The organism is Tsukamurella sp. DT100 (genome assembly GCF_049844855.1).
Lineage (GTDB): Bacteria > Actinomycetota > Actinomycetes > Mycobacteriales > Mycobacteriaceae > Tsukamurella.
In genome coordinates, this window is record NZ_JBNCLV010000010.1 from 100,306 (window position 1) to 125,879 (window position 25,574).

The 25,574-nt window shown below is 71.2% G+C and carries 27 protein-coding genes and 1 riboswitch; of the genes, 13 read left to right on the forward strand and 14 right to left on the reverse strand.

Features of this window, described 5'->3' with window-relative positions:
- Positions 1-61 precede the first annotated feature (61 nt).
- Positions 62-1,489, forward strand: a complete 1,428-nt coding sequence (locus ACLQ3K_RS21675; protein ID WP_426001510.1) for a hypothetical protein — start codon at positions 62-64, stop codon at positions 1,487-1,489.
- 21 nt (positions 1,490-1,510) lie between these two features.
- Here ACLQ3K_RS21675 and metX read toward each other — a convergent pair whose 3' ends face one another.
- Entirely contained in the window at positions 1,511-2,659 is a 1,149-nt protein-coding gene (gene metX / locus ACLQ3K_RS21680; RefSeq protein ID WP_426001511.1) for a homoserine O-acetyltransferase MetX, read from the reverse strand.
- 9 nt (positions 2,660-2,668) lie between these two features.
- Positions 2,669-2,786: riboswitch (SAM riboswitch) on the reverse strand.
- Between the two features lie 131 nt (positions 2,787-2,917).
- Here metX and ACLQ3K_RS21685 point away from each other — a divergent pair.
- Genes ACLQ3K_RS21685 through ACLQ3K_RS21700 form a run of 4 tightly spaced genes read left to right on the forward strand, consistent with a single transcriptional unit; the run spans position 2,918 to position 5,749 of the window.
- Positions 2,918-4,063 carry an MFS transporter gene (locus ACLQ3K_RS21685; protein ID WP_426001688.1) on the forward strand — a complete coding sequence of 382 codons (1,146 nt, stop codon included), beginning with the start codon at positions 2,918-2,920 and terminating at the stop codon, positions 4,061-4,063.
- A gap of 11 nt (positions 4,064-4,074) precedes the next feature.
- Positions 4,075-4,515, forward strand: a complete 441-nt coding sequence (locus ACLQ3K_RS21690) for a ribonuclease domain-containing protein (protein WP_224651145.1) — start codon at positions 4,075-4,077, stop codon at positions 4,513-4,515.
- Complete coding sequence (locus tag ACLQ3K_RS21695) at positions 4,512-4,943, forward strand: barstar family protein (RefSeq protein ID WP_426001512.1); 432 nt, start codon at positions 4,512-4,514, stop codon at positions 4,941-4,943. The genes ACLQ3K_RS21690 and ACLQ3K_RS21695 overlap by 4 nt, the downstream gene beginning before the upstream one ends.
- Positions 4,940-5,749 carry an exodeoxyribonuclease III gene (locus tag ACLQ3K_RS21700; RefSeq protein ID WP_426001513.1) on the forward strand — a complete coding sequence of 270 codons (810 nt, stop codon included), beginning with the start codon at positions 4,940-4,942 and terminating at the stop codon, positions 5,747-5,749. Before ACLQ3K_RS21695 ends, ACLQ3K_RS21700 begins: the two co-directional genes overlap by 4 nt.
- On the opposite strand, the gene ACLQ3K_RS21705 is transcribed toward ACLQ3K_RS21700, so the two are convergent.
- Positions 5,727-6,533 (reverse strand): hypothetical protein, encoded by an 807-nt coding sequence (locus ACLQ3K_RS21705; RefSeq protein ID WP_426001514.1) that lies wholly within the window; start codon positions 6,531-6,533, stop codon positions 5,727-5,729. The two genes, ACLQ3K_RS21700 and ACLQ3K_RS21705, sit on opposite strands and share 23 nt — an antisense overlap.
- Before the next feature lie 470 nt (positions 6,534-7,003).
- On the opposite strand from ACLQ3K_RS21705, the gene trpS reads away from it, so the two are divergent.
- Positions 7,004-8,029 carry a tryptophan--tRNA ligase gene (trpS, locus tag ACLQ3K_RS21710; RefSeq protein WP_426001515.1) on the forward strand — a complete coding sequence of 342 codons (1,026 nt, stop codon included), beginning with the start codon at positions 7,004-7,006 and terminating at the stop codon, positions 8,027-8,029.
- 38 nt (positions 8,030-8,067) lie between these two features.
- Positions 8,068-9,066, forward strand: a complete 999-nt coding sequence (yhjD, locus tag ACLQ3K_RS21715) for an inner membrane protein YhjD (protein WP_224651159.1) — start codon at positions 8,068-8,070, stop codon at positions 9,064-9,066.
- A gap of 10 nt (positions 9,067-9,076) precedes the next feature.
- Here yhjD and ACLQ3K_RS21720 read toward each other — a convergent pair whose 3' ends face one another.
- Entirely contained in the window at positions 9,077-10,573 is a 1,497-nt protein-coding gene (locus tag ACLQ3K_RS21720) for an APC family permease (protein ID WP_426001517.1), read from the reverse strand.
- 1 nt (position 10,574) lies between these two features.
- Positions 10,575-11,879: a D-alanyl-D-alanine carboxypeptidase family protein gene (locus ACLQ3K_RS21725; protein WP_426001519.1), complete on the reverse strand. Its 1,305-nt coding sequence runs from the start codon at positions 11,877-11,879 to the stop codon at positions 10,575-10,577.
- 31 nt (positions 11,880-11,910) lie between these two features.
- Between ACLQ3K_RS21725 and ACLQ3K_RS21730 the strand changes: the two genes are divergently transcribed.
- From ACLQ3K_RS21730 to ACLQ3K_RS21745, 4 genes are all read left to right on the forward strand, one after another.
- Positions 11,911-12,783, forward strand: coding sequence for a sucrase ferredoxin (locus ACLQ3K_RS21730; protein ID WP_426001520.1), 873 nt, complete (start codon positions 11,911-11,913; stop codon positions 12,781-12,783).
- A gap of 26 nt (positions 12,784-12,809) precedes the next feature.
- Positions 12,810-13,283, forward strand: a complete 474-nt coding sequence (locus ACLQ3K_RS21735) for a nitroreductase/quinone reductase family protein (RefSeq protein WP_426001522.1) — start codon at positions 12,810-12,812, stop codon at positions 13,281-13,283.
- 118 nt (positions 13,284-13,401) lie between these two features.
- Complete coding sequence (locus ACLQ3K_RS21740; protein WP_224649037.1) at positions 13,402-13,983, forward strand: PadR family transcriptional regulator; 582 nt, start codon at positions 13,402-13,404, stop codon at positions 13,981-13,983.
- Positions 13,973-15,499: a DHA2 family efflux MFS transporter permease subunit gene (locus ACLQ3K_RS21745; protein WP_426001523.1), complete on the forward strand. Its 1,527-nt coding sequence runs from the start codon at positions 13,973-13,975 to the stop codon at positions 15,497-15,499. The genes ACLQ3K_RS21740 and ACLQ3K_RS21745 overlap by 11 nt, the downstream gene beginning before the upstream one ends.
- Here the strand turns inward: ACLQ3K_RS21745 and ACLQ3K_RS21750 are convergent.
- Positions 15,496-16,068: a TetR/AcrR family transcriptional regulator gene (locus ACLQ3K_RS21750; protein WP_224649041.1), complete on the reverse strand. Its 573-nt coding sequence runs from the start codon at positions 16,066-16,068 to the stop codon at positions 15,496-15,498. The genes ACLQ3K_RS21745 and ACLQ3K_RS21750 overlap by 4 nt on opposite strands.
- 70 nt (positions 16,069-16,138) lie before the next feature.
- Between ACLQ3K_RS21750 and ACLQ3K_RS21755 the strand changes: the two genes are divergently transcribed.
- Positions 16,139-17,107: a DUF2867 domain-containing protein gene (locus tag ACLQ3K_RS21755; protein ID WP_426001524.1), complete on the forward strand. Its 969-nt coding sequence runs from the start codon at positions 16,139-16,141 to the stop codon at positions 17,105-17,107.
- Here ACLQ3K_RS21755 and ACLQ3K_RS21760 read toward each other — a convergent pair.
- From ACLQ3K_RS21760 to sdhC, 9 genes are all read right to left on the reverse strand, one after another.
- Positions 17,100-17,870, reverse strand: a complete 771-nt coding sequence (locus ACLQ3K_RS21760; RefSeq protein WP_426001526.1) for an ABC transporter permease — start codon at positions 17,868-17,870, stop codon at positions 17,100-17,102. The two genes, ACLQ3K_RS21755 and ACLQ3K_RS21760, sit on opposite strands and share 8 nt — an antisense overlap.
- Positions 17,867-18,661, reverse strand: a complete 795-nt coding sequence (locus ACLQ3K_RS21765) for an ABC transporter ATP-binding protein (protein WP_426001527.1) — start codon at positions 18,659-18,661, stop codon at positions 17,867-17,869. Before ACLQ3K_RS21765 ends, ACLQ3K_RS21760 begins: the two co-directional genes overlap by 4 nt.
- A gap of 28 nt (positions 18,662-18,689) precedes the next feature.
- Complete coding sequence (locus tag ACLQ3K_RS21770; protein WP_224649050.1) at positions 18,690-19,535, reverse strand: DUF4097 family beta strand repeat-containing protein; 846 nt, start codon at positions 19,533-19,535, stop codon at positions 18,690-18,692.
- Positions 19,536-19,640: 105 nt separating this feature from the next.
- Complete coding sequence (locus ACLQ3K_RS21775; protein WP_336671207.1) at positions 19,641-20,153, reverse strand: histidine kinase; 513 nt, start codon at positions 20,151-20,153, stop codon at positions 19,641-19,643.
- A gap of 309 nt (positions 20,154-20,462) precedes the next feature.
- Positions 20,463-21,407 (reverse strand): SGNH/GDSL hydrolase family protein, encoded by a 945-nt coding sequence (locus ACLQ3K_RS21780; protein ID WP_426001529.1) that lies wholly within the window; start codon positions 21,405-21,407, stop codon positions 20,463-20,465.
- 80 nt (positions 21,408-21,487) lie between these two features.
- Positions 21,488-22,255, reverse strand: coding sequence for a succinate dehydrogenase iron-sulfur subunit (locus tag ACLQ3K_RS21785; RefSeq protein ID WP_224649069.1), 768 nt, complete (start codon positions 22,253-22,255; stop codon positions 21,488-21,490).
- Complete coding sequence (sdhA, locus tag ACLQ3K_RS21790; RefSeq protein WP_224649071.1) at positions 22,255-24,006, reverse strand: succinate dehydrogenase flavoprotein subunit; 1,752 nt, start codon at positions 24,004-24,006, stop codon at positions 22,255-22,257. The genes ACLQ3K_RS21785 and sdhA overlap by 1 nt, the downstream gene beginning before the upstream one ends.
- A 25-nt stretch (positions 24,007-24,031) precedes the next feature.
- Positions 24,032-24,499 (reverse strand): succinate dehydrogenase hydrophobic membrane anchor subunit, encoded by a 468-nt coding sequence (locus ACLQ3K_RS21795; protein WP_068522412.1) that lies wholly within the window; start codon positions 24,497-24,499, stop codon positions 24,032-24,034.
- Between the two features lie 14 nt (positions 24,500-24,513).
- The gene (gene sdhC, locus ACLQ3K_RS21800; RefSeq protein WP_068741624.1) at positions 24,514-24,921 is read right to left on the reverse strand and encodes a succinate dehydrogenase, cytochrome b556 subunit; all 408 of its coding nucleotides are present in this window, start codon (positions 24,919-24,921) and stop codon (positions 24,514-24,516) included.
- A gap of 238 nt (positions 24,922-25,159) precedes the next feature.
- Here sdhC and ACLQ3K_RS21805 point away from each other — a divergent pair, with 238 nt between their 5' ends.
- Positions 25,160-25,573 (forward strand): cytidine deaminase, encoded by a 414-nt coding sequence (locus ACLQ3K_RS21805; RefSeq protein WP_426001530.1) that lies wholly within the window; start codon positions 25,160-25,162, stop codon positions 25,571-25,573.
- The last annotated feature ends 1 nt before the right edge of the window (position 25,574 follow it).

Sequence of the window (25,574 nt, forward strand, 5' to 3'; positions counted from 1 at the left end):
TTAGGCATCGGGTATGATGTGCTCAGGTAACGGTTCGTCGAGCGATCCGATCGGAGGTGCCATGCGGATCTCGTCCTTCGGTGCCTCCGTCGGCTCCGGACCCGTGCACTGCGTGCTCCTCGACATCGAGGACGGGCACGTGGTCGGCCGCGAGGCGCGCACCATCGATCCCGGTCCGTACCGCCTCGGGCGCCGCGGCAACCTGCTGTCCTCGGGCTTCGACCTCCTCGCCGGCCATGCGGAGCGCGACGTCGACGCATCCGCGGTGACCGTCCGTTCGCGGCGCGATCTGCTCTCCGTCCGCCTGGGCGCGCGCGGCGGCGTCCGCGCGGCGGGGATCGTCCGCGAGGCCGACGCCGTCCTGCGAGGCCTGGGCGAGCGCGGCTCCATCGCCCGCTACGACACCGCGCTCGTCGCCGACCTCGGCGCCGATGAGACGCGCCTGTACACCGTGCGCGACGGTGCCGTCGTCGCCGAGCGCCGTACCCGTGCCGTCGTGCTCGACGGGGCCGGGGCCGCCTCGACCGACGACGTCGCCGCGCTCGTGCGCTCGGCGGCCGCCGCTGCGTCCGCCGCCCCCGAGGCGATGGCACTCGTCGGCTCCGGCGCGCTGAACACCGTAGTGCGGGAAGCGATCGCCGGGGTGGCTCGGGACGCCGGCATCGAACCGCTCCTCATCGACGAGCCCGAGACCATCACGGCGTCCGGTGCCGCGTTGATCGCGGCGGACCGCCGGGCCGCGGGCGCCGCGCCGTCGTCGCTGGTCGACAGCGGCATCGGCGTCCTGGGCGGGCACAGCGTCCGCCTCACCGCGGCGATCCTGCCGCTGCTCGTGGTCGCCGCCCTCACCGGCGCGGTGCTGGCCACGGGGTACGCGACGGGGATCATCGGCCCCGCCGCGCGCAGCACGGAGCAGGTCGTCCCCACCTCCTCCGATTCGGTGACCTCCGAGGAGGACGAGTCCGCGTCGGAGACCAGGATCGCCACCGTCACGTCGTCACTGCCGCGGGAGCGGCCTGTCGTGCCCACGACCGTGGCGCCCGAGCCGGGGCGCGGGGACGCGGTCACCCCGACGATGACGACCTTCGCGCCGCCGCCCGTGGTGCCCACCACGACTCGGCCGCCGGTTCCCACGTCGCCGACCGCTCCGCCGACGTCGCCGACGGGAACCCTCCCGACCACGATCCTCCCGAGCATTCCTACCGGCACCCCGACCGGCACTCCGACGGGGTCGCCGTCCGGGACCACGGGGCCGGGCACGCCGACGGAGGGCACGGGCACGAACCCGCCGAGCCCGGACGCCCCGCTGCCCATGCCGGGGAACGGCCTCGTCGCCCCCGGCGCCGGCGGTACGCAGGGTACGGGCGGCTCGAGCTCGAATCCGGTGAACACCGGAGCGGCGCAGGCGGGTCCGTCCGCGGTCGAGGTGACTCCGGGGCAGCCGAGCGGCGATGTCGCGGCGCCGACGGTGACCGAACCGGCACCCTGACGGGACGTTCCGCCCGGCGGGTCAGCGGCGCGCGAACTCCAGGGTCCGGCGCAGCAGCGCCGCCACGGCGTCCATCTCGGTGAGGAAGCCGTCGTGTCCGTCGCGGGAGTGCACGATCACCAAATCGTCACTGCCGGGCAGCGACTCCGCGAGCTCGCGCTGCAGGCGCAGGGGGTAGAGGCGGTCGGAATCGATGCCGCCCACCACGACCGGGACCCGGCAGCCGCGCAGGGCCGCCTCGACGCCGCCGCGACCGCGGCCCACGTCGTGATGGTTGAGCACGTCGGTGAGCACCACGTAGCTGCCCGCGTCGAACCGGTTCACCAGCTTCGCGGCCTGGTGGTCGAGGTACGAGGTCACGGCGTACCGGCCACCCGCGCGAGGATCCTCGTCGCCCTGCGGCCGGTTCTCGAACCGGCTGTCCAGCTCGACCTCGGTGCGATAGGTCAGGTGCGCGATCCGCCGCGCGACGCCGAGGCCGGCGTCGGGATGCGTGCCGCTGTCGTGGTAATCGCCGCCCTGCCAGGCCGGATCGGCCTTGATCGCGGCGATCTGCGTGGTCTGTGTGCCGATCTGGTCGGCCGTGGCGCGGGCGCCCACGGCGAGGACCAGCGCCGAGCGCAGGAAATCGCCGTACATCAGGGCCCATTCGAGGGCCCGCGCGCCGCCCATCGATCCGCCCACGACCGATGCGATGTCGTGCACGTCCAACGCGCGCAGCAGCGCCGCCTCGGCCTCCACCTGGTCGCGGACCGTGATCACCGGGAAGCGGGAGCCGTAGGGGCGACCGTCCGGCGCGATCGACGCGGGCCCCGTCGAACCCGAGCACCCGCCCAGGACGTTCGCGGAGACGACGCACCACTCGTCCGTGTCGACGGCGGCGCCGGGGCCGATCAGCCCGTCCCACCAGCCGGCGGAGCGGTGGTCGTCGTCCGCCGGGCCGGTGACGTGGGAATCGCCCGTCAGGGCGTGGAGCGTCAGGAGCACGTTGTCGCGCGCCGCGTTGGGGGTGCCCCAGCGCTGGAAGGTCATCGTGACGTCCTCGAGGACCTCACCCGACTCGAGGACCAGCGGGCCGAGCGCGACCGACTGCAGCGCACCGTCGGGAACCCGGGCCCAGTCGCCCGGGAGGCTGTCGGTGGGCGAGCCTGTGCGGGTGCTGATGGTCACCGAACCCTCTCCTCGCGCTTGCCACCCGGCGGGTGCCGCCGGGAAACCGGGTCATCACCCGGGGCACCCCACCGCGGTGGAGGGTTGCCGGTCAGCAAGCCGGGGCTGCGCACTGACACTCATGACCACTGGCTGCAGCATAACCGACGGGCACTTCCGTGAACGAGGTCACAGGGGTGGGTGGGAAGCGCGGAAGGCGGTGAGGCGTTACACCGTTCCGTGGAATCTTCTACCCGGACCAGGCTGGCGGTCGGCGCCATGGCGCTCGGCGGCTTCGGCATCGGCACCACCGAGTTCGCCGCGATGGGGCTGCTGCCCGACATCGCCGCCGACCTCGAGGTCACCGAGCCGGTCGCCGGCCACGTGATCTCGGCGTACGCGCTGGGCGTCGTGGTCGGGGCGCCCCTCATCGCGGCCGCCTTCGCCCGGGTGCCGCGCCGGGTGCTCCTCATCGCGCTGATGGTCGCGTTCACCGTCGGCAACGCGCTGTCGGTGTTCGCCCCGACCTACGGGACGCTGATGGCGGCCCGCTTCGTCGCAGGGCTCCCGCACGGCGCGTTCTTCGGCGTGGCCGCGCTCGTCGCGGCGCACCTCGCGGGCCCCGCGGAGCGCGGCCGCGCGGTGGGGCAGGTGCTGATGGGGCTCTCGGTCGCGAACGTGATCGGCGTGCCCCTGGTCACCTGGCTGGGGACCGCCCTGAGTTGGCGGTACGCGATGGGCGTCGTGGTGGTGATCGGCGCCGTCACCGTGGCGGCGCTCCTGGCCTTCCTCCCGTCGGTGCAGATCCCCGTCACCAACCCGCTCACCGAGCTCGGCGCCCTCGCCCGACCCCAGGTGTGGTTCGCGCTGCTCACCGGCGTCGTGGGCTTCGGCGGCATGTTCGCCGTGTACACCTACATCTCCACCACCCTGACCTCGGTCTCGGGTCTGAGCGCGGCCTCGGTGCCGGCGGTCCTGGCGGCCTACGGCGTCGGCATGGTGATCGGCAACGTCGTGGGCGGCCGCGCCGCCGACAGCTCGGTGACGCGGTCGATCGCGGTCGCGCTGGCCGCGCTCGTCGTGCTGCAGGCGCTGTTCTCGGTGTTCGCGCCGCAGCCCTTCGCCGCGGTGACCCTGTTCTTCCTCATCGGCCTCACCGCCTCCGCGCTCGTGCCCGCGCTGCAGACCCGCCTGATGGACGTGGCCGGCGAGGCGCAGACGCTGGCCGCCACGCTGAACCACTCGGCGCTCAACATCGCGAACGCGCTCGGCGCCCTGCTCGGCGGCGCCGTCATCGCGGCCGGCGGCGGATACACCGCGCCCGCGCTGGCGGGCAGCGCGCTGGCGCTCGCGGGCCTCGTCGTCTTCGGGATCGGGATGCTGCTCGCGCGGCGGACCGCGGAACCTGTCGGAGCCCCTCGGTAGGGTCTTGGACTATGCGAAGGATTCTCGCCCTGTGCGCGATCGCGCTGCTCACCGTCTTCGGGCTCGTGGCGTGCGGCAAGTCGACCGCCGAGCCGTCCGCGACGGCCAAGCCGGCAACCACGTCGGCGGCCGGCGCGTCGGGCGGCGCCCGCGCCTCGGCACCGTCGAACTCCGCGGTGCCCGCGCGCGTCCTCGCGACGCTCGCCCGGATCGACGCGGGCACGTGGCCGCCGAAGGACGGCTCGGGTACGCAGGGCGGCCGCAACTTCGGAAACTTCGAGAAGCGCCTGCCCGCGACCGATAAGCAGGGCAAGCGCGCGAAGTACACGGAGTGGGACGTCAACGTGAAGAAGTCCGGCCGCGGCCGGGACGCCGAGCGCATCATCACCGGGGCCGACGGCGGCGCCTGGTACACCCTGGACCACTACGAGACCTTCACGAGGATCCGATGAGCACCCTCCCGCAGTTCCTCACCTCCGGCACAGGTGCCGCGCTGACCGGCACCGATCTGGACTCCCTCAAGCGTCGCGAGCGCCCGCGGGTGCTGGTGGCCCGCGGCAGCCGCATGCGCACCAAGGCCGCGCTGCTCGACGAGGTCTCGGCCGCGCTGCAGTTCCCGCTCGACTTCGGTGCCAACTGGGACGCGCTCGCCGACAGCCTGGGCGATCTCGACTGGCTCGGCGGTCCGGCGGCCGTGGTGGTCGGCGTCGCCGAGGCCGAGCAGGTGCTCGCCGACGAGGCCGGCTCCCTGGCCACGTTCGTCGCGGTGCTCGCCGACCGGGAGGTGCAGGTGCTCCTGTCCGTGTCCGACGGTGCCGATGTGCCCCGGGTGCGCTCCGCCTGGGCCGCGGCCGGCCTGACCGTGGAGGCGCTCGCGTGATCATCACGTCGATCAACGTCAACGGTATCCGCGCGGCGGTGAAGCAGCGCTCCGAGGAGAACCTCGGCATGCTGCCCTGGCTTCGTGGGACGAAGGCGGAGGTGGTGCTCCTGCAGGAGGTGCGCGCCACCCACAAGCAGACGCTGACGGCGCTCGCGCCCGCGCTGGAGGAGGACTGGCACCTCGCTGCCGCCGAGTCCTCGACCGCGGGCCGCAACGGCGTCGCCGTGCTCTCGCGGCGCGAGGCGGACGCGGTGCGCGTCGGCTTCGGCAGCGAGGAGTTCGACCACGCGGGCCGCTACCTCGAGGCCGACTTCGACGGGCTGACCGTCGGCTCGCTGTACCTCCCGTCGGGCGACGTGGGTACCGAGCGGCAGGACGAGAAGGACCGCTTCCGCGCCGAGTTCGGCGCCTACCTGGCGAAGCTGGGCCGGCGGCGCCGCGAGGTGCTGGTGTGCGGCGACTGGAACATCGGCCACACCGAGCTGGACATCAAGAACTGGAAGGGCAACGTCAAGAACTCGGGCTTCCTGCCCGAGGAGCGGGCCTGGATGAGCGAGTACATCGGCGAGGGGCGCGCCTTCAAGGACGTCGTGCGCGAGCTGCACCCCGGCGAGCCGGGGCCGTACGCCTGGTGGTCTTGGCGGGGCAAGGCCTTCGACAACGACTCCGGCTGGCGCATCGACCTGCAGATCGCCAACAACGCGCTGGCGAAGCGGGCCGTGTCCGCGCACGTCGAGCGGGCCGAGGCCTACAACCTGCGCTGGTCCGACCACGCGCCGGTCACCGTGGAGTACGCGGACTAGGACCGGTCCGCGGGCGGGCGCGCTCCGGCTCGCGTACGGGCAGGCCGATCGCGCGAAACGCCGGGGCGATCGGGCCGCCGGGGCCCGGTGGGACGGTCACGCCGGTCGTGATGATGTGCGCGAACGCCGTCAGATGGGCGGCCACCTCGATGGGCGCTGTGGACTCGGGGATCGCGGCGTAGCCGTGTGCGCACGCGCGTGCTGCGCCGAACGGGAGACCGAAGACCCGGGCGAGCACCGCCGCGAGCGCGTCGGCGCGGCGGTGCAGTGCGCGCACGTACCAGGCCTCCAGCTCCGGGGTGGTCCCGCGCAGCTCCTCGAGGCCGGGCTCCAGCTCGCGATACCCGCTGAGTGATGACCACCTCCGGTCGAGGGCGTGCAGATCGTTCAACAGATTGCGCAGGGTGATCGGTTGCGGTGAGACGGCGCCGGGATTCAGTGGATCGGGAACGCCCAGCGCCTCGAAGAAGCCTGCGGGCGGCCAGGCGAAATGCTCGTCTCCGGGCTCGATCGCCGTCGCCGCGGCGACCTCGGGATCGTCGAGGTCCGGGGGCCAGCACGGCCCGATCCGTTCGCGGGGTGCGAGTACCTTGCGGATGGCGTCCGGCGGTCGGGGCAGCCACCACGTCGTGGGGTACGCCGCCGCGGCCACTGTGGGGAAGTGCCGGCGCAGGGTTCGCGAACTGATGTCGCCTGTCGCCTCCGCCAGGTCGGTGAACGAGATGTTCGCGGTGTGGCGCGCTGCCATGAGGCGCAGGCACGCCTCGGAGACTCGGCGGTCCAAGGCCCTCTTCCGCGCAGGCATCACCGACCCCGCCCAATACCGATCACGACGATCCTCCGCGTCGTACTGCGCCCGCCCAGGTGTCCTCGAATCCCCACCCATGCCGTCCCCCGATCGACCTGTTGAGTTGCGTGCCACGCTACCGACACCGTGCCCCGTCCGTGCTCGGTTCGGGAGTCCGGAGCGAGGAGGGAACGGAACGGGCGCTATGACATCGTGACCGCCAGTGACAGATCCGATACGAGTAGAACGGCCGGACGCCTCGCCGGGCACGAGTCTCGTTCGGAGGCGACGCCGGACCGCGGTCCTCAGGCGTCCGGTTTGTCACTGGCGGTCACGATTTCATAGTCAGCCGGTCGCAGTGGGTGCCCGTGTGTCGGCGCGGTCGCCCCCCGCGCGTCGCACAGCCGGCACCGTCGGACCGAATACTGAGGAGACCCGCGGAACCGCGGTCGATAGACTCGTTCCTCGTGACGGAAACCGCCCCCACCCCCGCGAAGCGGCAGCGTGCGCTGTCGGGCATCCAGCCGACCTCGGACTCGTTCCATCTCGGCAACTACCTGGGCGCGGTGCGGCAGTGGGTGAAGCTGCAGGACGAGTTCGAGACGTTCTACTTCATCCCCAACATGCACGGCATCACGACGCAGCACGATCCGAAGGCGCTGCGCGAGCGCACCGTCTTCGCCGCGGCGCAGCTCCTGGCGCTGGGCGTGGACCCGGCCCGCTCGACGATGTTCGTGCAGTCGCAGATCCCTGAGCACGCGGAACTGACCTGGGTGCTCAGCTGTATCACCGGCTTCGGCGAGGCCAGCCGGATGACGCAGTTCAAGGACAAGTCGGCGAGGAACGGCACCGACAGCTCGTCGGTGGGCCTGTTCACGTACCCGATCCTCATGGCCGCGGACATCCTGCTCTACCGCCCGCAGCTCGTGCCCGTGGGCGAGGACCAGCGGCAGCACCTCGAGCTCACCCGGAACCTGGCGCAGCGCTTCAACACCCGGTTCAAGAAGACCTTCGTGGTGCCCGAGGCGTACATCGTCTCCGACACCGCGAAGATCTACGACCTGCAGAACCCCACCGCCAAGATGAGCAAGTCGGCGGAGTCCGACGCGGGGCTGATCAGCATCCTCGACGACCCCAAGATCATCGCGAAGCGGGTCAAGTCCGCGGTCACCGACACTGAGCGGGAGATCCGCTTCGATCGCGAGAACAAGCCCGGCGTCTCCAACCTGCTGACCATCGAGTCGGCGTTCACGGGCACCCCGATCCCGGAGCTGGAGCGCTCCTATGAGGGCAAGGGCTACGGCGATCTGAAGACGCAGGTGGCAGACGTGCTCGTCGACTTCGCCACGCCGCTGCGGGGCCGGGTCCAGGGCTACCTCGACGACCGCGCAGAGTTGGACAAGGTCCTGACCGCCGGTCGGGAGCGGGCACGCGAGATCGCGTCCCGGACCCTCGCCGACGTCTACGACAGGGTAGGGTTCCTGGCGCCCTAGCCCGTGTGCAGTAGCGAACTGCAGGAGGACGTCTCCACATGCTCCAGAAGTACCGCGACAAGTGGCCGTGGTTCGACCACATCATGGCGGCCGCGACCCGGTACCAGGACAAGAAGGGCGACTACTTCGGCGCCGGGATCACGTACTTCAGCGTGTTCGCCCTGTTCCCGCTGATCATGGTGGCCTTCGCCATCGGCGGCTACATCCTCATCAACGACGCGGACCTGCTCGCTGAGATCAAGGCCCAGATCAACTCCGTGATCAGCGACGAGAGCCTGCGCAAGTCGGTCAGCGACCTGGTGGACCAGGCGATCGCCTCGCGCAGCACCGTCGGCATCGTGGGTCTCGCCGGTGCCCTCTGGGCCGGCCTCGGCTGGATGGCGAACGTTCGCGCCGGTCTCACGGAGATGTGGGACAGCGAGGTGCCGAAGGAGAACTTCGTCAAGACCAAGTTCGCCGACCTCGGCGCGCTCGCGGGCCTGTTCGTCGCGATGGTGGCCTGCATAGCGCTGATGGCCGCGGGGAGCAGCCCGCTCACGGCCAAGCTCCTCGACAAGGCCGGACTGGACGATGCCCCCGGCCTCCACTTCGTCATCTCCGGGGCGACCCTCCTGGTCACGCTCCTCGCGCTGTGGCTCCTGTGGACCTTCGTGATCGCGCGTCTGCCGCGGGTGCAGTTCCCGTGGCGCAACGCCACCCGCGCGGGCCTCATGGCGGCGGTGGCGTTCATGATCCTCATCCAGCTCGCGACCCTGCTCATCGGCAACGCGATGAAGGGCCCGGCAGGCGCCACCTTCGGCCCGATCCTCGGCATCATGCTGTTCATCTACTTCACCGCGCGGATCGTGCTGTTCGCGACCGCGTGGGCCGCCACCGATCCGCGGAACCAGCGGTACGTGATCCCTGCCGCCCCGGCGCCCGTGGTGATCTCGCCCGTCATCCGCTCCGAGCCCGACGCCGGCCGGACCGCCCTCGCCGGTGCGGCCGGGCTCGTCGCCGGACTGGGCCTCGGCTCACTGCTGCGCCGCAAGCGCTGACGCGCGCCGCTCAGGCGTCCTTGGGCGCGGTCGCCCGCGGCAGCGTCCGGCCCCGGAAGAAGGCGGGCCGCGTCACAGCGCACGCGATCATCAGCGGCACGCCGAGGACCAGCATGCCGATGCCGATCACGAAGACGCCGCCGATCCCGCCGATCACCGTCTGCCCGTAGTCGGGCGCGATCATGTCGACCGCGCTCTGCACGAAGGCCCAGATCATCGCCGCGCCGCCGAGCACGGGGAAGACCAGGCGCAGCACCAGGTTCCGCACCGACCGGCGCAGCGTCCGCCGGAAGTACCACGCGCACGCGAACGCCGTGATCGCGTAGTAGAAGGCCACCGCCAGCCCCAGCGAGCTGATCGAGTCCTCCAGGGTGTTGCGGCTGAGCAGCGCGAGCGTGAGGTAGAAGGCGAGCGCGGATCCGCCCATCACGACGGTGCCGAACGACGGGGTGAGGTACTTCGGATGCACGCGCGCGAACCGCTCCGGCACCGCCCGGTAGATCGCCATCGCGAGCGTGCCCCGCGCCGTCGGCAGCACCGTCGACTGCGTCGAGGACAGCGCCGACAGGGCGACCGTGAGCACCAGCAGGCCCGCGAGCACCGCGCCCCCGACGGGGTGGCCGAGCACGGTGAGGACGTCGTCGTGGTTGTCGGTGTTGCCGAGCCCGAGGCCCGTCTCGCCGAAGCCCGAATAGGCCTGCACCGCAACCGCGACGAGCACGTAGGTGCCCATGAGCACGACCGTCGCGAGCACCGCGGCACGGCCGGGGGTCGACGACGAGTCCTTGGTCTCCTCGCCGACGGCCAGGCAGGCGTCCCAGCCCCAGTAGAGGAAGATGCAGAGGATCACCGCGGCCGCGATCTGGGAGGCGCTCAGCCCCGTCGGATCCAGCCAGTCCCAGCTCGGCCGCACGGCCTGCGGTCCCGCCGTGCCCCGGTACACCGCCCACAGCGCGGCGACCGCGGCCACGCCGAGCACAGCGAACTGGATCGACATGAGCACGTTCTGCATCCGCTCCGACACGACGATCCCGCGGTACGACACCCAGGTCATCGCGACGATCAACGCACACCCGAAGCCCACCACGGCGACGCGGTCGTCCGCGAGGGAGGTCAGGCCGACGAAGCGCAGGAGGTAGCTCGCCGCGATCTCGGCGACGTTCGCCAGGCAGATGATCGCCGAGACCGCGAGGCCCCAGCCGCCCAGCCAGCCGATCCACGGCCCGAACGCCCTACTGCCCCAGGTGAACGTGGTCCCGGCGTCGGGGGTGTCGGCGGCCAGTTCCTTGTACGCGACGGCCACCATGAGCATGGGAACGAAGGCGACCACGAACATCGCCGGCGCCTTGCCCTGCACGTGCCCGACGACGCCGCCGAGCGTCGCCGCGAGGCTGTACGCCGGGGCGGTCGACGAGAGGCCGATCGCCATGTTGCTCAGCAGGCCCAGCGAGTTCGAGCGCAGGCCCTTGTCCGGGACCGGTGCGGCGCCGACGGGCGCGGCGACCACCTCAGCGGCCCCGGTTGGTGCGCATGGCGGCGCCCACCAGGACGGCGATGAGGCCGAGTCCGCCGAGGCCGATCAGGAGCCGCGTGCCGTTCCCCATCCCCGACGGTCCGCTCTCCACCACCAGGTCCTCCTGGGCGCGCTCGGGCCGGCCCGCGGAACCGTCTGGCGCGACCAGCGTGCCGACGGACTTCCCGCGCAGCGCGACGCCGTAGTCGAGGAGCCGCCGGTACTGGTCCCAGTAGGTGTTGCCGGTCTGCGAGAGGCCGAACATCTGCACGATCACGTAGCGGTGGCCGTCGCGGTCGACCGCGCCGACGAAGGTCTTCTTCGCGTCGTCGGTGTAGCCGTTCTTACCGGCCACCGCGCCGGGGAAGTCGGTGAGCAGGCGGTTCTCGTTGACGATCGGATACGGCGCCACCGAGGTGGGCGCCGGCGGCGGGCTCTGCCCGGGAGGAGGCGGCGTCGACGGCGCGGTGGTCGGCACCGGCGGGTGCCCGGGGAACGTGACCTGCTTCGTCGACGCGATGCGCACGAACCGGTCGTCCCGCAGGGCCGCGCGCAGGATCAGCGCCATGTCGTACGGGCTCGAGCTCATGCCGGGGCCGTCGAGGCCCGACGGTGACGCGGTCCGCGTATCGCGCGCGCCGAGGGACTCAGCCAGTGCGTTCATCTTCCGCAGGGTCGCGTCCACGCCGCCCAGCTGCCGCGCCAGGGCGTGCGCGGCGTCGTTGCCGGACGCCAGCAGGAGGCCCTCGAGGAGCTGCTCGACGGTGTAGCGGCCGCCGACGTTCACGCCCGCGCCGTTGCCCTCCTGCGCGGCGTCCTCGGCGGTGCCCTCGACCACCGTCGTGAGGTCGAGATCGCGCAGCGCGACCTGCGCGAGCAGCACCTTGATCGTGCTCGCCGGCCGGTACCGGCCGTGCGGATCCTTCGCCGCGACGACGGTGCCGTCGGTGACGTCCGCGATGAGCCAGCCGGCGGAGTCGATGCCGGGCGGGACCGGCGGCGCACCGTCGGGCACGACGACGCCGCACCCGCCCAACTTCGCGCCCCCGACGGGCGGGTCCGGCACGGCGAGCGGCGTGGGGCTCGGTTGCCCGGGCTTCGGGACCTCGGACTCGTCGACGGCGGGCGGCGGGACCTGCTTGTGCGGGCAGGCGTCGGTCACCAGGGTCTTCGCCGCGGGGCCGGGCGTGGGCGACGGTGCGGGGCCGCCGGGTGTCGCGGCGGCCGGGGCGGCGAGTGCGCCGAGCAGGCCGGCGGTCGCGAGGACACGGCCCGCGGTGGTCAGAGTGCGCGCGATCATCGCGCTCATCGTAGTCCGCTACGGTGGCGGAATGACGGAGCGTTGTTCGAGTTTCACCGACGAGCCGCTCCCCGGGACCGCGACCACCGAGACCGGCTGGCTGTGCATCGAGAACGATTCCGGGTGGGGCCGTGACCCGTTCTCGGGCGAGACCTTCGCTCCGGAGGTGGGCGAGGCCGTCGAGCGGTTCGCGGAGTCCCGGGGCCTGCGGGTGCTGCTGATCCGACGGCCCGGGCGCGCCGGGGGCTTCCGCGGGCGGATGCGGGTCTTCGTGGCGAACTCGGTGCCGGGGGAGACCGCGCTGCGGATGTTCACCGTGGCCGACTACGCGGAGATCCCCGCGCTGCCCCTCGACGACCCGTCCGCGGGCGAGCCCGCGGGACCGATCGCCCTGGTGTGCACCAACGGCAAGCGCGACGTCTGCTGCGCCGTGCTCGGGCGGCCGATCGCGGCGTCGCTCGCGGGCTGTTACGCCGATCCGGTGGTGTGGGAGTGCTCCCACACCGGCGGGCACCGCTTCGCGCCCGTGCTCATCGTGCTGCCCGCCGGCCACACCTACGGCCGGGTCACCGGAGCGCAGGCGAAGGAGGCGCTCGACGCCGCGCGCGCCGGCCTCGTCGCCACCGCCGGGCTCCGCGGCCGCTCGTCGATCCCGCCCGCCGAGCAGGCCGCCGAGGTCGCGGTCCGCGAGCTCCTCGGGCCCGTCGCGCCGGACGTCCTGCGCACCGGGTCCGACGGTGCCGCCGGTGACGGTACCGAGGTCACCGTCCGGCACGAGGACGGACGCGCGTGGACGATGACGGTGACGCCGGAGGACCTGCCGCCGCGGATGATGTCGTGCGGGAAGAAGCCCTCGCCCGCGCGGGCCTGGCGCGTTTCCGCGCGCATAGCGGACGGAAACTGACACCAATACCCGTAAGACTCGTGGGTATGACTGAGAAGACACCGGAAGCGGGCTCGTACGACGACCCCGAAATGCCGTGGAACACGCTGACCGAGGAGACCATCGGCGACTGGAACCGGAATGTGATCGCCGAGTTCCGGGCGAACGACGGCGTCGTCGGCGGCGCCTACGAGGGCGGAGCGCTCCTCCTGCTCACCACGACCGGCGCGAAGTCCGGGCGGCCGCACACCGTGCCGCTGGGACCGCTGCACCGCGGCGAGCAGATGTACGTCAGCTCCTTCATCGAGAAGTCCTACCCAGCGTGGTGGCACAACGCCCGCAAGAACCCCGAGGTCACCGTCGAGATGGGCGCGCGCACCGTCGCCGCGACGGCCCGCGTCCTCAAGGGGGAGGAGTACGCGGAGTTCGCCGCCTGGGCGCTCGCGGACAACCCCGACCTCGCGGCCTTCCAGGCGACCGTCGACCGTCCGATCCCGCTGGTGACGCTCACACTGCACTGATGTGAGCGGAGTCACGCGGGAGTTCGTCCCGTTTCGGGCGAATTCCCCCGATCCGAATATTCCATGTGGAGTATTCGGCGGGTAGCGTGACCGCCGAGCGTGCGATCGGAGGTGGGACATGGCTCGAGAACGGGCACTGACCCCGCTGGCGATCGCGGCGCTGGCCCTGCTCACCGAGCGGGACATGCACCCCTACGAGATGTTCACGACGATGACGGAGCGCCGCGAGGATCTCGTGGTCAAGCTCCGTGCCGGCTCCCTGTACCACTGCGTGAACCGGCTGGCGGAGGACGGGCTGGTGACCGAGATCGGCACCGATCGCGACGGCAACCGCCCCGAGCGGACCACCTACGCGATCACCGCCGCGGGCCGGGAACGGTTGCAGGACACCGTCGCGGCTCTGCTCGCCGAGCCCGCCGAGGAGTACCCGAGCTTCCCGCTCGCCGTCTCCGAGGCGCACAACCTGGACCGCGACCGCGTGCGCGGGCTGTTCGCGGCGCGGCTGTCGCGCCTCGAGGCCGACGTGGCCGCGATGCGGGAGGGGCACGCCCGCGCCCTGGGGCACGCCGCCGAGGTGCACCTGCTCGACCTGGACTACCTGATCGCGATGCGCACCGCCGAGGCCGACTGGCTGCGGCGCACCGTCGAACGACTCGACGACGAGACCCTGGAATGGAAGGCGACCTGTCATGACGAATGACGCGACCGCGAAGCAGTACGACCCGGGCGCGCTGCCGGGCCTGCCGTCCGGCTACCGGCCCTGGCCCGCGCTGTGGGCGCTCGTCGTGGGCTTCTTCATGATCCTCGTGGACTCGACGATCGTCTCGGTCGCGACCGACGCGATCTGGATCGACCTCACGAACGGCACCGACCTCAACGGCGTCATCTGGGTGACCAGCGGTTACCTGCTGGCCTACGTGGTGCCGCTGCTGCTGGCCGGCCGCCTCGGCGACATGTACGGACCCAAGCGTCTGTACCTGGCCGGCCTCGTCGTCTTCACGCTGGCATCGGCCTGGTGCGGCCTCTCCGGCTCCATCGGCATGCTCATCGCGGCCCGCGTCGTGCAGGGCCTGGGCGCCGCGCTCATGACCCCGCAGACGATGGCCGTCATCACCCGCACCTTCCCGCCGAACAAGCGCGGCACCGCGATGGCGCTGTGGGGCTCCGTCGCCGGCGTCGCGATCCTCGTCGGCCCGCTGGCGGGCGGCGTGCTCGTCGATCGGCTCGGCTGGGAGTGGGTCTTCTTCGTCAACGTGCCCGTGGGCATCGCGGCCTTCATCGCCGCCGTGATCCTCGTGCCGAACCTGCCGACCCACAAGCACAAGCTCGACATCCCCGGCATCGTGCTCAGCGCGCTCGGCCTGTTCCTGCTCACCTTCGGTCTGCAGGAGGGGCAGAAGGAGGATTGGTCGGCCGGCATCTGGACGATGATCGTCGGGGGCCTCGCGCTGCTCGTCGCCTTCGTGTGGTGGCAGACCAAGGCGGCCGAGCCGCTCATGTCGCTGACCCTGTTCAAGGACCGGAACTTCTCGCTGGCCAACGCCGCGATCGCCTGCATGGGATTCTCCGTCACCGGCATGTCGATCCCGCTCATGCTCTTCGCGCAGAAGTCCATGGGGCTCACGCCCACTCGCTCGGCGCTGCTGCTCATCCCGCTGGCCGTGATCTCCGGGGCCCTGGCGGCCCCGTCGGGCAAGCTGGCCGACAAGGTGCACCCCAAGTACCTCACCGGATTCGGCTTCGCGGCGAACGCGGCGGCCCTGTTCTGGCTGGCCCTCGTCGCGCACGACACCACGCCGGTGATCGGCATCCTGGCGCCGATCGGCCTCATGGGCGTCGGCAACGCCTTCATCTGGGGGCCACTCGCCGCCACCGCGAACCGGAACCTGCCGCTGCCGCTGGCCGGCGCCGGCTCGGGCGTCTACAACATGACCCGGCAGGTGGGCGCGGTGCTCGGCAGCGCGGCGGTCGGCGTGCTCATGCAGCACGAGATCGAGGACAAGATCGCCGCCGCCACCGGCCACGCGCAGGGCGGCGGGGCGATGGCCACCGGTGCGCTGCCGCAGTTCCTGCGCGGGCCCTTCGCCGACGCCATGGGCTCGACGATCCTGCTGCCCGCCGCCGCACTCGTGGTCGCCTTCGTGGTGGTGCAGTTCTTCGCGACGCCCACGCACCAGAAGGCCGCGGCGCAGAAGGTGCCCGCGGAGCAGGTCTAGGGGCGCGGCGCCAGGAGTTCGCCGAGGCGCGTGAGGTGGGCCGTCCACGCGGCGCCCTCCGGCAGGGTCGACGGTGCCGCCGCCGCCAACTGGGCGTGGCCCAGGTACAGCGCGACGGCGGCCACGGCGCTGCTGCGCGCCGCCTCCTCGTCGAGCCCGGCGGCGCGGTAGAGCCCGGCGACGTGGTCGACGCGCCGCTCGGTGACCCGGGCGACCGCGGCGCCCACGCTGGGGTCGTCGACGGCCGCGAGCAGCGCCAGTTCGAGTGGCTCGCCGATGCTGCCGAAGACGATTTCCAGCAGCTCCGCCAGGCGCTCGGGCGCTGCCGGTGCCGCGCTGGTGGCGGCGATGACGGCGTCGGTGTGCACCTTCTCCCACGTCTCCATCGTGCGGTCCAGGAGCGCGCGCCGGTTCGAGAAGTGCCAGTAGAAACTGCCCTTGGTCGCGCCGAGGCGTTTCGCGAGGGGCTCGACCGCGGCCGCGTCGAGGCCGCCCTCGGCGATCGCCTGCAGCGCGGCGCCGGTCCAGTCGTCCGCGGTGAGTCGTCGTCGAGGGCTGGATCCGTCCATTACAATACGGTACCGTATGGAGCCATACGCAACCGTACGGAGGTGTCCCGTGGCCGGTCGGATCCATAACGTGCACGAGCGGATCGTCGGGGCGCCGGCATCGGCGCTCGCGCCGCTCCTGGACCGCCTCGGCGGCCCCGACGACGTGCTGTGGCCCGCGCCGGCGTGGGAGCCGATGATCCTCGACGGACCGCCCGTCGTCGGCGCCGACGGCGGCCACGGCCCCATCCGCTACCGGGTGGTGGACGCCGAACCGGGACGCCGGATCCGCTTCGCCTTCCACTCCACACCGGGCATTACGGGACACCACGAGATCTCGCTGGAACCCGTCGCCGACGGCCGTACTCGGGTGCGGCACGTCCTGGACTGCCGGACCGAGGGCGCCATGCGGATCCTGGGGCCGCTCCTCCTGGTGCCCCTCCACGACGCGGTGCTCGAGGACCTGCTCGACGACGCCGAGCTGGCCGCCACCGGTTCGGTCACGCGGCCGGCGCGATGGTCGGCGTGGGTGCGGATGCTCCGCACCGTCGATCTGCCCGCGGTCCGATCCGTCGACGTCCCGGACGGCGCCGTGCTCGCCCGGCGCTCGCTCGCGGAACAGTCCGGGCGGCCCGGTGCCCTGGTGGACGCCTTCGCCGTGCCGGTGTGGCGGGGATTCCCCACGGATCCGCAGGCCTGGGCCGATGCCACGTTCCGCGACCTGCCGGGCTGGGTGCGCGCGGCGTTCGCCGTACGGCAGGCCGTGGCGCTCCTGGTGGGCATCGATCGCGGGGAGCGGGAGGACTTCTTCGCGACGCGCGAGCGGTCCGAGACCGAGGTGCTGCTGGGCGGGGACCCCGGCCACCTGCGATTCCGAGCCTCGGTCCTCGTGGCCGACGGTGCCGTGACCCTGACCACCGTCTCGGCGCCGTCGACCGCGAAGGGCCGGGCGTACCTCGCCGTGGTGCGGCGCGTGCACCCGGCCGTGATCCGCGCGATGCTGCGCCGCGCGCATCGGCGCGCGGCGCAGCAGGGGCGGATCGGGCTGGGCGTCAGCTGATCCGGCGGCGGTAGGCGAGCATCGCCCCGCCGTAGGCGACCACCAGGATTCCGGTGCACCAGGCGAGGGCCGAGACCAGGTCACCGGTGTCGACGGGACGTTCGGCCAGCAGGGCCGAAATCGTGTTGACGATCGAGGTCACCGGCTGGTTCTCCGCGAAGGCGCGCACCGGCCCGGGCATGGTGTCGGTGGGCACGAAGGCGGAGCTGATGAACGGCAGGAAGATCAGCGGGTAGGAGAACCCGGTCGCGCCGTCGACGGACTTCGCCGTCAGACCGACGGCCACCGCGATCCAGGTGAGCGCCAGGGTGAACAGCGCCAGTATGCCGGCGACGCCGAGCCAGGCGAGCGGGCCCGCCGAGGAGCGGAAGCCCATGATCAGCCCCACGCCGATGATGATCAGCACGGTGATCGCGTTGGCCACCATCGACGTGAGCACGTGCGCCCACAGAACCGACGAGCGCGCGATCGGCATCGACTGGAAGCGCTCGAAGATGCCGCCCTGCATGTCGTTGAACAGCCGCAGCGCGGTGTAGGCGATGCCGGAGGCGATGGCCATCAACAGGATTCCGGGCAGCAGGTAGTTCACGTAGTTCTCGTCGCCGGTGCTGCCCTTGATCGCCCCGCCGAAGACGTAGACGAACAGGAGCATCATCGCGATCGGCGTGATCGCGGTGGTGACGATGGTGTCGACGCTGCGGGTGATGTGCTTGAGCGAACGGCCCAGCAGCGCACTGGTATCGGAGACGGCGTAGCTGGTCATGATCGGTCCTCGGTCGTGGTGGGGGTGTCGGTGCGGGTTCCGGTGAGGGCGAGGAAGATCTCCTCGAGCGTGGGCTGCTTCTCGACGTACTCGACCTTCGCCGCCGGCAGCATCCGCTTGAGCTCGGCGAGGGTGCCGTCGGCGATGATCCGCCCGTCGCGCAGGATGGCGATCCGGTCGGCCAACTGCTCGGCCTCCTCCAGGTACTGGGTGGTCAGCAACACCGTCGTGCCGCGATCGGCGAGCTCCTTGACGATGTCCCACACGTCGATCCGGGCCTCCGGGTCGAGGCCGGTCGTGGGCTCGTCGAGGAAGATCACCGCGGGATCGCCGATCAGGCTCATGGCGATGTCGAGGCGCCGGCGCATGCCGCCCGAGTAGGTGCCGACCTTCCGGCCTCCGGCGTCGGTGAGGCGGAAGCGGCTCAGCAATTCGTCGGCGACGGCGCCGGGATCGCTCTGGTGCCGCAGCCGCGCCACGAGTGCGAGGTTCTCGCGCCCGGTGAGGATCTCGTCGACGGCGGCGAACTGCCCGGTGAGACTGATGGATTCGCGTACCTGCTGCGCCTCGGAGGTCACGTCGTAGCCGTGCACGACGGCGCTGCCGGCATCGGGGCGCAGCAACGTCGACAGGATGCGGACCAGCGTCGTCTTGCCCGCGCCGTTCGCGCCGAGGAGGGCGAAGATGCTGCCGGGGACGACGGCGAAGTCGACGCCGCGGAGCACCGGCAGGTCGCCGTAGGACTTCTCGATGCCGCGGACCTCGATGGCCGCGGTGGTGGTGATGGTCATGGTGTTCTCCTGGTCGTCGGGGGCGCGCTCAGCGGGCGCGCCGGATGTCGATGTCGCCGAACTTGGCCCGCGCGCGCACCGCGACGTGGTCGCCGGTGGTGGAATCGGGGAGGCTCTCCTCCAGGTGGTTGCGGACGCGACCCTCCTTGGAGGACAGGTCGAGCCAGGCGGGGACGCCTTCTGCCACAGCGACGGTGAGCTTGCCGTAGCTGCTCTCCACGTCGACGACGCCGGCGGAGACCTCGTGCAGGGAGATGGCGCCGTAGGCGGTCTTCGCCGTGACGGACCCGGTGGAGCGGTCGATGTCGAGATCGCCGTACGAGAGGTTGGCGTCGACGCCGCCCAGCGCCTCGCCGATGCGGATGCTGCCGTGGGAGGCCTTGAGCACGGCGTCGGCGGCGACGGAATCGATGCGGATCTGGCCGTGGTCGGCGGTGATCTCCGCCGAGCCGTCGACCGCGCGGGCCGTGGCGTTCCCGTGCCCGGCGCGCAGCCACAGGTCGCCCGTCGCATCCAGTTCGACCATGCCGGTGGTCGCCTTGATGCGGGTGGCGCCGAGGCGGCCCTCGGTGCGGACGCCGCCGACGGCGCTCTCGGCGGTGAACCGGGAGCCGGCCGGCAGCTCGACGGTGACGTCCACCGACTCGCTCGGGCCGAACAGGCTGAACTTCGGCTTGGGGCCGACTACGGTGAGCCGGGCACCGTCGAACTCGACGCGCGTGGCCTCGGCGGCGCGCCGGTCCGCCGCCTTGTCGGGAGAGCTGGGGGAGACGGTCACGACGGCGTCCGTGCGGTCGCTCGCGATCACGTCGATGTCGCCGACCTGCAGGTTGACTGCGAGGTCGATGGGCTCGGGGGTGGGGAAGACGGGCATGATGGGACCTTTCGAAGGGTGCGCTCGGCCGACCCCGCGGGGCGCGGGGTTCTCGTCGGGCTGTGCGGTTGTGGTGTGTTCGGAGGGGGATCGGGCGGGGAGGGGTCAGCGCGCCCAGCCGGCGAAGTCGTCGCCGGTGCGGAGCGCGCGCTGGGCGGTTCGTCGTCTGCGCGGGGCGAGCGCGGCCGCGACGGCCCGCACCAGCCAGGTGTTCACGGAGACGCCGTCGGCCGCGGCGGCCTCGTCGACCTGCGACTTGAGGACGTCCGGGAGGCGCAGTGTGGTGCGCGAGCTGCTGGTGTCGTCGAAGTCGACGCCGGTCGCGGTGGTCGCGTCCTCGTCCTGCTCCGCGCGCGCCGCGGCGACGACGAACTCGACGTCGCGGCCGCGCAGGCGCAGGTCGACGGAGCCGGGCACCAGGTCGCGGGTGATCTCGCCGGTCGCGGCGGACAGCGCGTCCAGCAGGACGAGTCGGGTGGCGGCGTCGAGGCCGGAGGCGAGGCGCTCCGCGGAGGCGCGGGCGTCGTCGACGCCGTTGTCCCCGGCATCCGTGAAGTCGCGTTCGGCGGCGGCGATGAGCTGACGCTGGAGGTCGCTGACGAAGGGGGTGATGTCCATGGCGTCAACTATGACACCATCATGGTGTCACGTCAACAGCGATAGGCGGGAAACATGAGAATCGCCAGGTGAATCATGGTGTCACTGTGGTGTCCTATGGTGTGAAGCCGCCGCCCGGGCCGAAGGCGAGCTCGCCGAACCGGGTGCCGATCAGGGAGTGGGTGGGCCCGTCGGGGTGCAGTTCGTCGGGGAGCGGCAGGCGGCCGTAGTCGTGCGCGCCGTACAGGGCGCGGCCGTCGAGGAGGTGCAGGTTCGGGTCCGCGGCTGTCCGCTCCGCGACGATCCGCTCGAGCTCCTCCCGGATGACGGTCAGCGTGAGCTTTCCCGCGCGGACCTCGGCGGGATCCCCGGTGGCCTCGAAGCGCAGGCCGCCGGCCGAGGGACCGGCATCACCGGGCCGGGTGTGTGCTCCTGGATCGGGCAGAGGATGGGGGAGATCACGAGCAGCGGCGTTCTCGGGTGGCCGTCGCGGATCGTGTCGAGGAAGCCGTGCACGGCGGGGGTGAAGGCGCGCAGCCGCATCACGTCGGCGTTGACGACGTTGATGCCGAGCTTGAGGCTGATCAGGTCGGCCGGGGTGTCGCGGATCGCGCGGGCGACGAACGGATCGAGGAGCGCGCTGCCGCCGAAGCCGAGGTTGATCAGGTCGACGCCGGCGGCCGCCGCGGCGATCGCCGGCCACGTCCCGGTCGGATGAGTGGCGTTGGAACCGTGGCTGATCGAGCTGCCGTGGTGCAGCCAGAGGCGATCGCGGGGCGGCTGCGGGCTCACCGGGGCGTCCGTGCGCAGCGCGATCAGCTCCGTGATCTCGTTGTGGGGCAGCCAGATCTCGACGTCCTTCTCGCCCGCGGGCAGGTCCGCGAATCGTGCGCTGCCGGAAGGGCCCTCGGTGAGCTCGGCCTCCTGCGTCACCATGTCGATGACGGTGTCGACGTTCCCGCCCGGCACCGTCGTACGGGAGACGAGGCGGCCGTCCACGACGAGGTCGTAGACACCGTCGGGCAGCGGCGGGAGGCCGGCGTACGCGCGCTTGGTGGGCAGGGTCTCGAGCTCGATGACGGTGGCGGCGGTCCGGAGGACGAGGCGCACGCCCGAGGGCTGCGCCTCCGCGGAGGCGAGCCGCGCGTCGGGGATCCGGCGGCGGGCCTCGGCGGGGAGGCGGTGCGGAAGGGCGCCGCGGGCCGTCCGTTCGAGGTCGAGATGGCCGCGCAGCACGGCCTCGTCGATCGGGGTGCTGATCAGGCTCGGGGCCACCGGCGGTCCTGTCGTCGGGAGTGAGAAACGCCCCGGACCTCGGGTGAGGTCCGGGGCGTTTCCGGGCTGCAGTAAAGGTTCTAGCGGCTGAACAGGAGGGCGCGCTTGACCTCCTGGATGGCCTTCGTCACCTGGATGCCGCGGGGGCACGCGTCGGTGCAGTTGAAGGTGGTGCGGCAGCGCCAGACACCGTCGACGCCGTTGAGGATCTCCAAGCGCTCGGCGGCGCCCTCGTCGCGGCTGTCGAAGATGAAGCGGTGCGCGTTCACGATGGCCGCGGGGCCGAAGTACGAGCCGTCCATCCAGTACACCGGGCAGCTGGTGGTGCAGCAGGCGCAGAGGATGCACTTGGTGGTGTCGTCGAAACGCTCGCGGTCCGTGGGGGACTGGATGCGCTCGCGGGTCGGTTCGTTGCCGGAGGTCATCAGGAAGGGCTTCACGGCGCGGAAGGCGTCGAAGAAGGGCTCCATGTCGACGACGAGGTCCTTCTCCACGGGCAGGCCGCGGATGGGCTCGACCGTGACGGTGATCTCCTTGCCCTCGACGAGGAAGTCCTTCATCAGCATCTTGCAGGCGAGGCGGTTGACGCCGTTGATGCGCATGGCGTCCGAGCCGCACACGCCGTGGGCGCAGGAGCGGCGGAAGGTCAGGGTGCCGTCGAGGTAGCCCTTGATGTACAGCAGCAGGTTCAGGAAGCGGTCCGAGGGGAGCGCGGGAACCCGGTAGCTCTGCCAGCCGGCCGCGTCCGGGTCCTCCGGGTTGAACCGGTAGACCTTGATCGTGACCATCGTGGAGCCGGGCGGAACGGGCGGCTGCACGGACGCGGGGGTATCAACTGCGGCGGTCATCAGTACTTACGCTCCATCGGCTCGTAGCGGGTCTGCACGACGGGCTTGGTGTCGAGACGGATCCCGGACTCCAGGCCCTCGCCCTCCTTGTACGCCATGGTGTGCACCATGAAGTTCTCGTCATCGCGGTTGGGGTAGTCCTCGCGGGCGTGGCCGCCGCGGGTCTCCTTGCGGTTGAGGGCGCCGACGACGGTGACCTCGGCCAGCTCGAGCAGGAAGCCCAGCTCGATGGCCTCGAGCAGGTCGCTGTTGAAGCGCGTGCCCTTATCGGTGACGGTGACGTGCTCGTAGCGCTTCTTGAGGGCGCGGACGTCCTCGAGGGCCTGCGAGAGGGTCTTCTCGGTGCGGAAGACGGCGGCGTTGTTGTCCATCGTCTGCTGCAGCTCGGTGCGGATCGCCATGACGTTCTCGTTGCCGTGGTCGCTGAGCATCGAGGCGACCCACTTCTCGACCATCTCCGAGGGGTTCTCGGGCAGCGGCACGAAGTCGTGCGTCTTGGCGTACTCCGCGGCGGCGATGCCGGAGCGGCGGCCGAAGACGTTGATGTCGAGCAGCGAGTTGGTGCCGAGGCGGTTGGCGCCGTGCACGGAGACGCAGGCGCACTCGCCGGCGGCGTAGAGGCCGGGGACCACGTTCGTGTTGTCGCGCAGCACCTCACCGTGGATGTTGGTGGGGATGCCGCCCATGACGTAGTGGCAGGTGGGGTACACGGGCACGAGCTCGGTGACGGGGTCTACGCCGAGGTAGGTGCGCGAGAACTCCATGATGTCCGGCAGCTTGGCCATCAGGGTCTCCTCCGGGATGTGCGTGACATCCAGGAGCACGTAGTCCTTGTTCGGGCCGGCGCCGCGGCCCTCGAGCACCTCGAGCACCATGGAGCGGGCGACGATGTCGCGGGGTGCGAGGTCCTTGATGGTGGGGGCGTAGCGCTCCATGAAGCGCTCGCCGTCGACGTTGCGCAGGATGCCGCCCTCGCCGCGGACGCCCTCGGTGATGAGGATGCCCAGGCCCGCGAGGCCCGTCGGGTGGAACTGGTGGAACTCCATGTCCTCCAGGGGCAGGCCCTTGCGGAAGACGATGCCCATGCCGTCACCGGTGAGGGTGTGGGCGTTGGAGGTGGTCTTGTACATGCGGCCCGAGCCGCCGGTGGCGAAGATGATCGCCTTGGCGTGGAAGACGTGGATCTCGCCGGTGGACAGCTCGTACGCGACGGCGCCGGTGGCGACGGGCCCGTCCTCGGTCTCCGTCAGCGCGATGTCGAGGACGTAGAACTCGTTGAAGAACTCCACGTCGTGCTTGACGCAGTTCTGGTACAGCGTCTGCAGGATCATGTGGCCGGTGCGGTCCGCGGCGTAACAGGCGCGGCGCACGGGGGCCTTGCCGTGGTCACGGGTGTGGCCGCCGAAGCGGCGCTGGTCGATCTTGCCCTCGGGGGTGCGGTTGAAGGGCAGGCCCATCTTCTCCAGGTCGAGCACCGCGTCGATGGCCTCCTTGGCCATGATCTCCGCGGCGTCCTGATCGACGATGTAGTCGCCGCCCTTGACCGTGTCGAAGGTGTGCCACTCCCAGTTGTCCTCCTCGACGTTGGCGAGGGAGGCGCACATGCCGCCCTGCGCCGCGCCGGTGTGGGAGCGGGTGGGGTAGAGCTTGGTGAGCACCGCGGTGCGGGCGCGGGGGCCGGCCTCGATGGCCGCGCGCATACCGGCGCCGCCGGCGCCGATGATCACCACGTCGTAACGATGTTCCTGCATGATGCGGGTCAGTCCTTCCTGGCCGTTACTGGGCGGTGGGCACGGAGGCCGGTTCGAACGAGAGGAGCGCGTACGAGCCGAGGCCGACCACGAGGATCATCGACAGCACGAGCAGGGTCTTGAGCCAGAACCGCGTGCGGTCCTTGCGGGCGTAGTCGTCGATGATCACGCGCAGGCCGTTGCCGCCGTGCAGCTGGGCGAGCCACAGCATCGTGATGTCCCAGATCTGCCAGAAGGGGCTGGCCCAGCGCTGCGCGACGAAGGCGGCGCTGATCCGGTGCACGCCCTGGCTGTCCAGCGCGAGCATGATGAAGACGTGCCCGAAGACGAGCACCAGGAGGGCGATGCCCGAGAAGCGCATGAACAGCCAGGCGTACTTCTCGAAGTTGCCGGACGCCGGACGGTGCGGCGAGCGCGGGTTGTCGAGCGACGCGGGGCGGTCGTACTGCTTGAGCAGCGTCTTGGCGAGCTTGGGTTCGTTCGCGGTAGTCATATCTCTGCGTCCCCCTAGGCGTGCGAGATCATGATGTAGAGGAGACGCGCGGCCATTCCGGCGCCGGTGATGAGGAAGACCGTCCAGACGGCGATGGACATCGCCTTCTGGTACTGCACGCCCTTGCTCCAGAAGTCCACGAGGATCACGCGGACGCCGTTGAGGGCGTGGAACAGGATGGCCATGACGAGGCCGATCTCGAGCAGGCCGATGATCGGCGTCTTGTACGTCTTGATGATCGCGTCGTACGCCTCGGGATCGATGCGGATGACCGCCGTGTCGAGGACGTGGACGAACAGGAAGAAGAAGATGGTGACGCCGCTGATGCGGTGCAGCACCCAGTTCAACATGCCCGGATCGCCCTTGTAGAGGGAGACGCGGCGCGGCTCCTCGGCGGCCGCCACCTCGGTACTACTGCTCATCGAGTCCTGCCTTCGACATCGTTTCTTGGATACGGTCGATCGGAGGTCGGCGAAAGGACTGAGCCCTCGCGTCGGCGCCGTTCGCGACGTATACCTGAACCCACGCCTTGACCTTAAACCCACCGTTATGTGGAATCGAAACCACGGTCCCGATGTGTTGGGGCCGAACAGATTTAGTTAGGTATGCCTGACCGAAATTGACCCGGATCAACAAGCCTCCGGAAGGGAGTGATCGGCTGTGCCCGACATCGACTGGGAGGCATTGCGGCGCACCGCCGTCGACGCCATGGGGCGCGCCTACGCGCCCTATTCGAACTACCCCGTCGGGGCCGCCGCGCTGACGGACGACGGCCGCGTGGTGTCCGGATGCAATGTGGAGAATGTCTCATACGGACTGACCCTCTGCGCGGAGTGCGGCCTCGTGAGCGCGCTCCATTCCACGGGCGGCGGGCGACTGCTCGCCTTCACGTGCACCAACGCCAACGGCGACGTCCTGCTGCCCTGCGGACGGTGTCGCCAGCTCCTCTACGAACACGGCGGTGGCGAGCTCCTGATCGACCACCGCGCCGGCCCGGTGCCCCTGAGCCGGCTGCTGCCCGACGCCTTCGGGCCCGACGACCTCGACGAGGTCGCCCACGACGAGAAGAGGTAGA

Excerpts from the sequence above, each read along its gene's own strand:
- yhjD (WP_224651159.1), top strand. The coding sequence starts at position 8,068 with ATGCTCCAGAAGTACCGCGACAAGTGGCCGTGGTTCGACCACATCATG.
- ACLQ3K_RS21725 (WP_426001519.1), bottom strand. The coding sequence starts at position 11,879 with ATGATCGCGCGCACTCTGACCACCGCGGGCCGTGTCCTCGCGACCGCC.
- ACLQ3K_RS21770 (WP_224649050.1), bottom strand. The coding sequence starts at position 19,535 with ATGCCCGTCTTCCCCACCCCCGAGCCCATCGACCTCGCAGTCAACCTG.
- ACLQ3K_RS21795 (WP_068522412.1), bottom strand. The coding sequence starts at position 24,499 with ATGACTACCGCGAACGAACCCAAGCTCGCCAAGACGCTGCTCAAGCAG.
- ACLQ3K_RS21675 (WP_426001510.1), top strand. The coding sequence starts at position 62 with ATGCGGATCTCGTCCTTCGGTGCCTCCGTCGGCTCCGGACCCGTGCAC.
- ACLQ3K_RS21690 (WP_224651145.1), top strand. The coding sequence starts at position 4,075 with ATGCGAAGGATTCTCGCCCTGTGCGCGATCGCGCTGCTCACCGTCTTC.
- ACLQ3K_RS21740 (WP_224649037.1), top strand. The coding sequence starts at position 13,402 with ATGGCTCGAGAACGGGCACTGACCCCGCTGGCGATCGCGGCGCTGGCC.
- ACLQ3K_RS21775 (WP_336671207.1), bottom strand. The coding sequence starts at position 20,153 with ATGGACATCACCCCCTTCGTCAGCGACCTCCAGCGTCAGCTCATCGCC.
- ACLQ3K_RS21745 (WP_426001523.1), top strand. The coding sequence starts at position 13,973 with ATGACGAATGACGCGACCGCGAAGCAGTACGACCCGGGCGCGCTGCCG.
- sdhA (WP_224649071.1), bottom strand. The coding sequence starts at position 24,006 with ATGCAGGAACATCGTTACGACGTGGTGATCATCGGCGCCGGCGGCGCC.
- ACLQ3K_RS21730 (WP_426001520.1), top strand. The coding sequence starts at position 11,911 with ATGACGGAGCGTTGTTCGAGTTTCACCGACGAGCCGCTCCCCGGGACC.
- ACLQ3K_RS21685 (WP_426001688.1), top strand. The coding sequence starts at position 2,918 with ATGGCGCTCGGCGGCTTCGGCATCGGCACCACCGAGTTCGCCGCGATG.
- sdhC (WP_068741624.1), bottom strand. The coding sequence starts at position 24,921 with ATGAGCAGTAGTACCGAGGTGGCGGCCGCCGAGGAGCCGCGCCGCGTC.
- ACLQ3K_RS21785 (WP_224649069.1), bottom strand. The coding sequence starts at position 22,255 with ATGACCGCCGCAGTTGATACCCCCGCGTCCGTGCAGCCGCCCGTTCCG.
- ACLQ3K_RS21765 (WP_426001527.1), bottom strand. The coding sequence starts at position 18,661 with ATGACCATCACCACCACCGCGGCCATCGAGGTCCGCGGCATCGAGAAG.
- ACLQ3K_RS21750 (WP_224649041.1), bottom strand. The coding sequence starts at position 16,068 with ATGGACGGATCCAGCCCTCGACGACGACTCACCGCGGACGACTGGACC.
- ACLQ3K_RS21695 (WP_426001512.1), top strand. The coding sequence starts at position 4,512 with ATGAGCACCCTCCCGCAGTTCCTCACCTCCGGCACAGGTGCCGCGCTG.
- ACLQ3K_RS21735 (WP_426001522.1), top strand. The coding sequence starts at position 12,810 with ATGACTGAGAAGACACCGGAAGCGGGCTCGTACGACGACCCCGAAATG.
- ACLQ3K_RS21760 (WP_426001526.1), bottom strand. The coding sequence starts at position 17,870 with ATGACCAGCTACGCCGTCTCCGATACCAGTGCGCTGCTGGGCCGTTCG.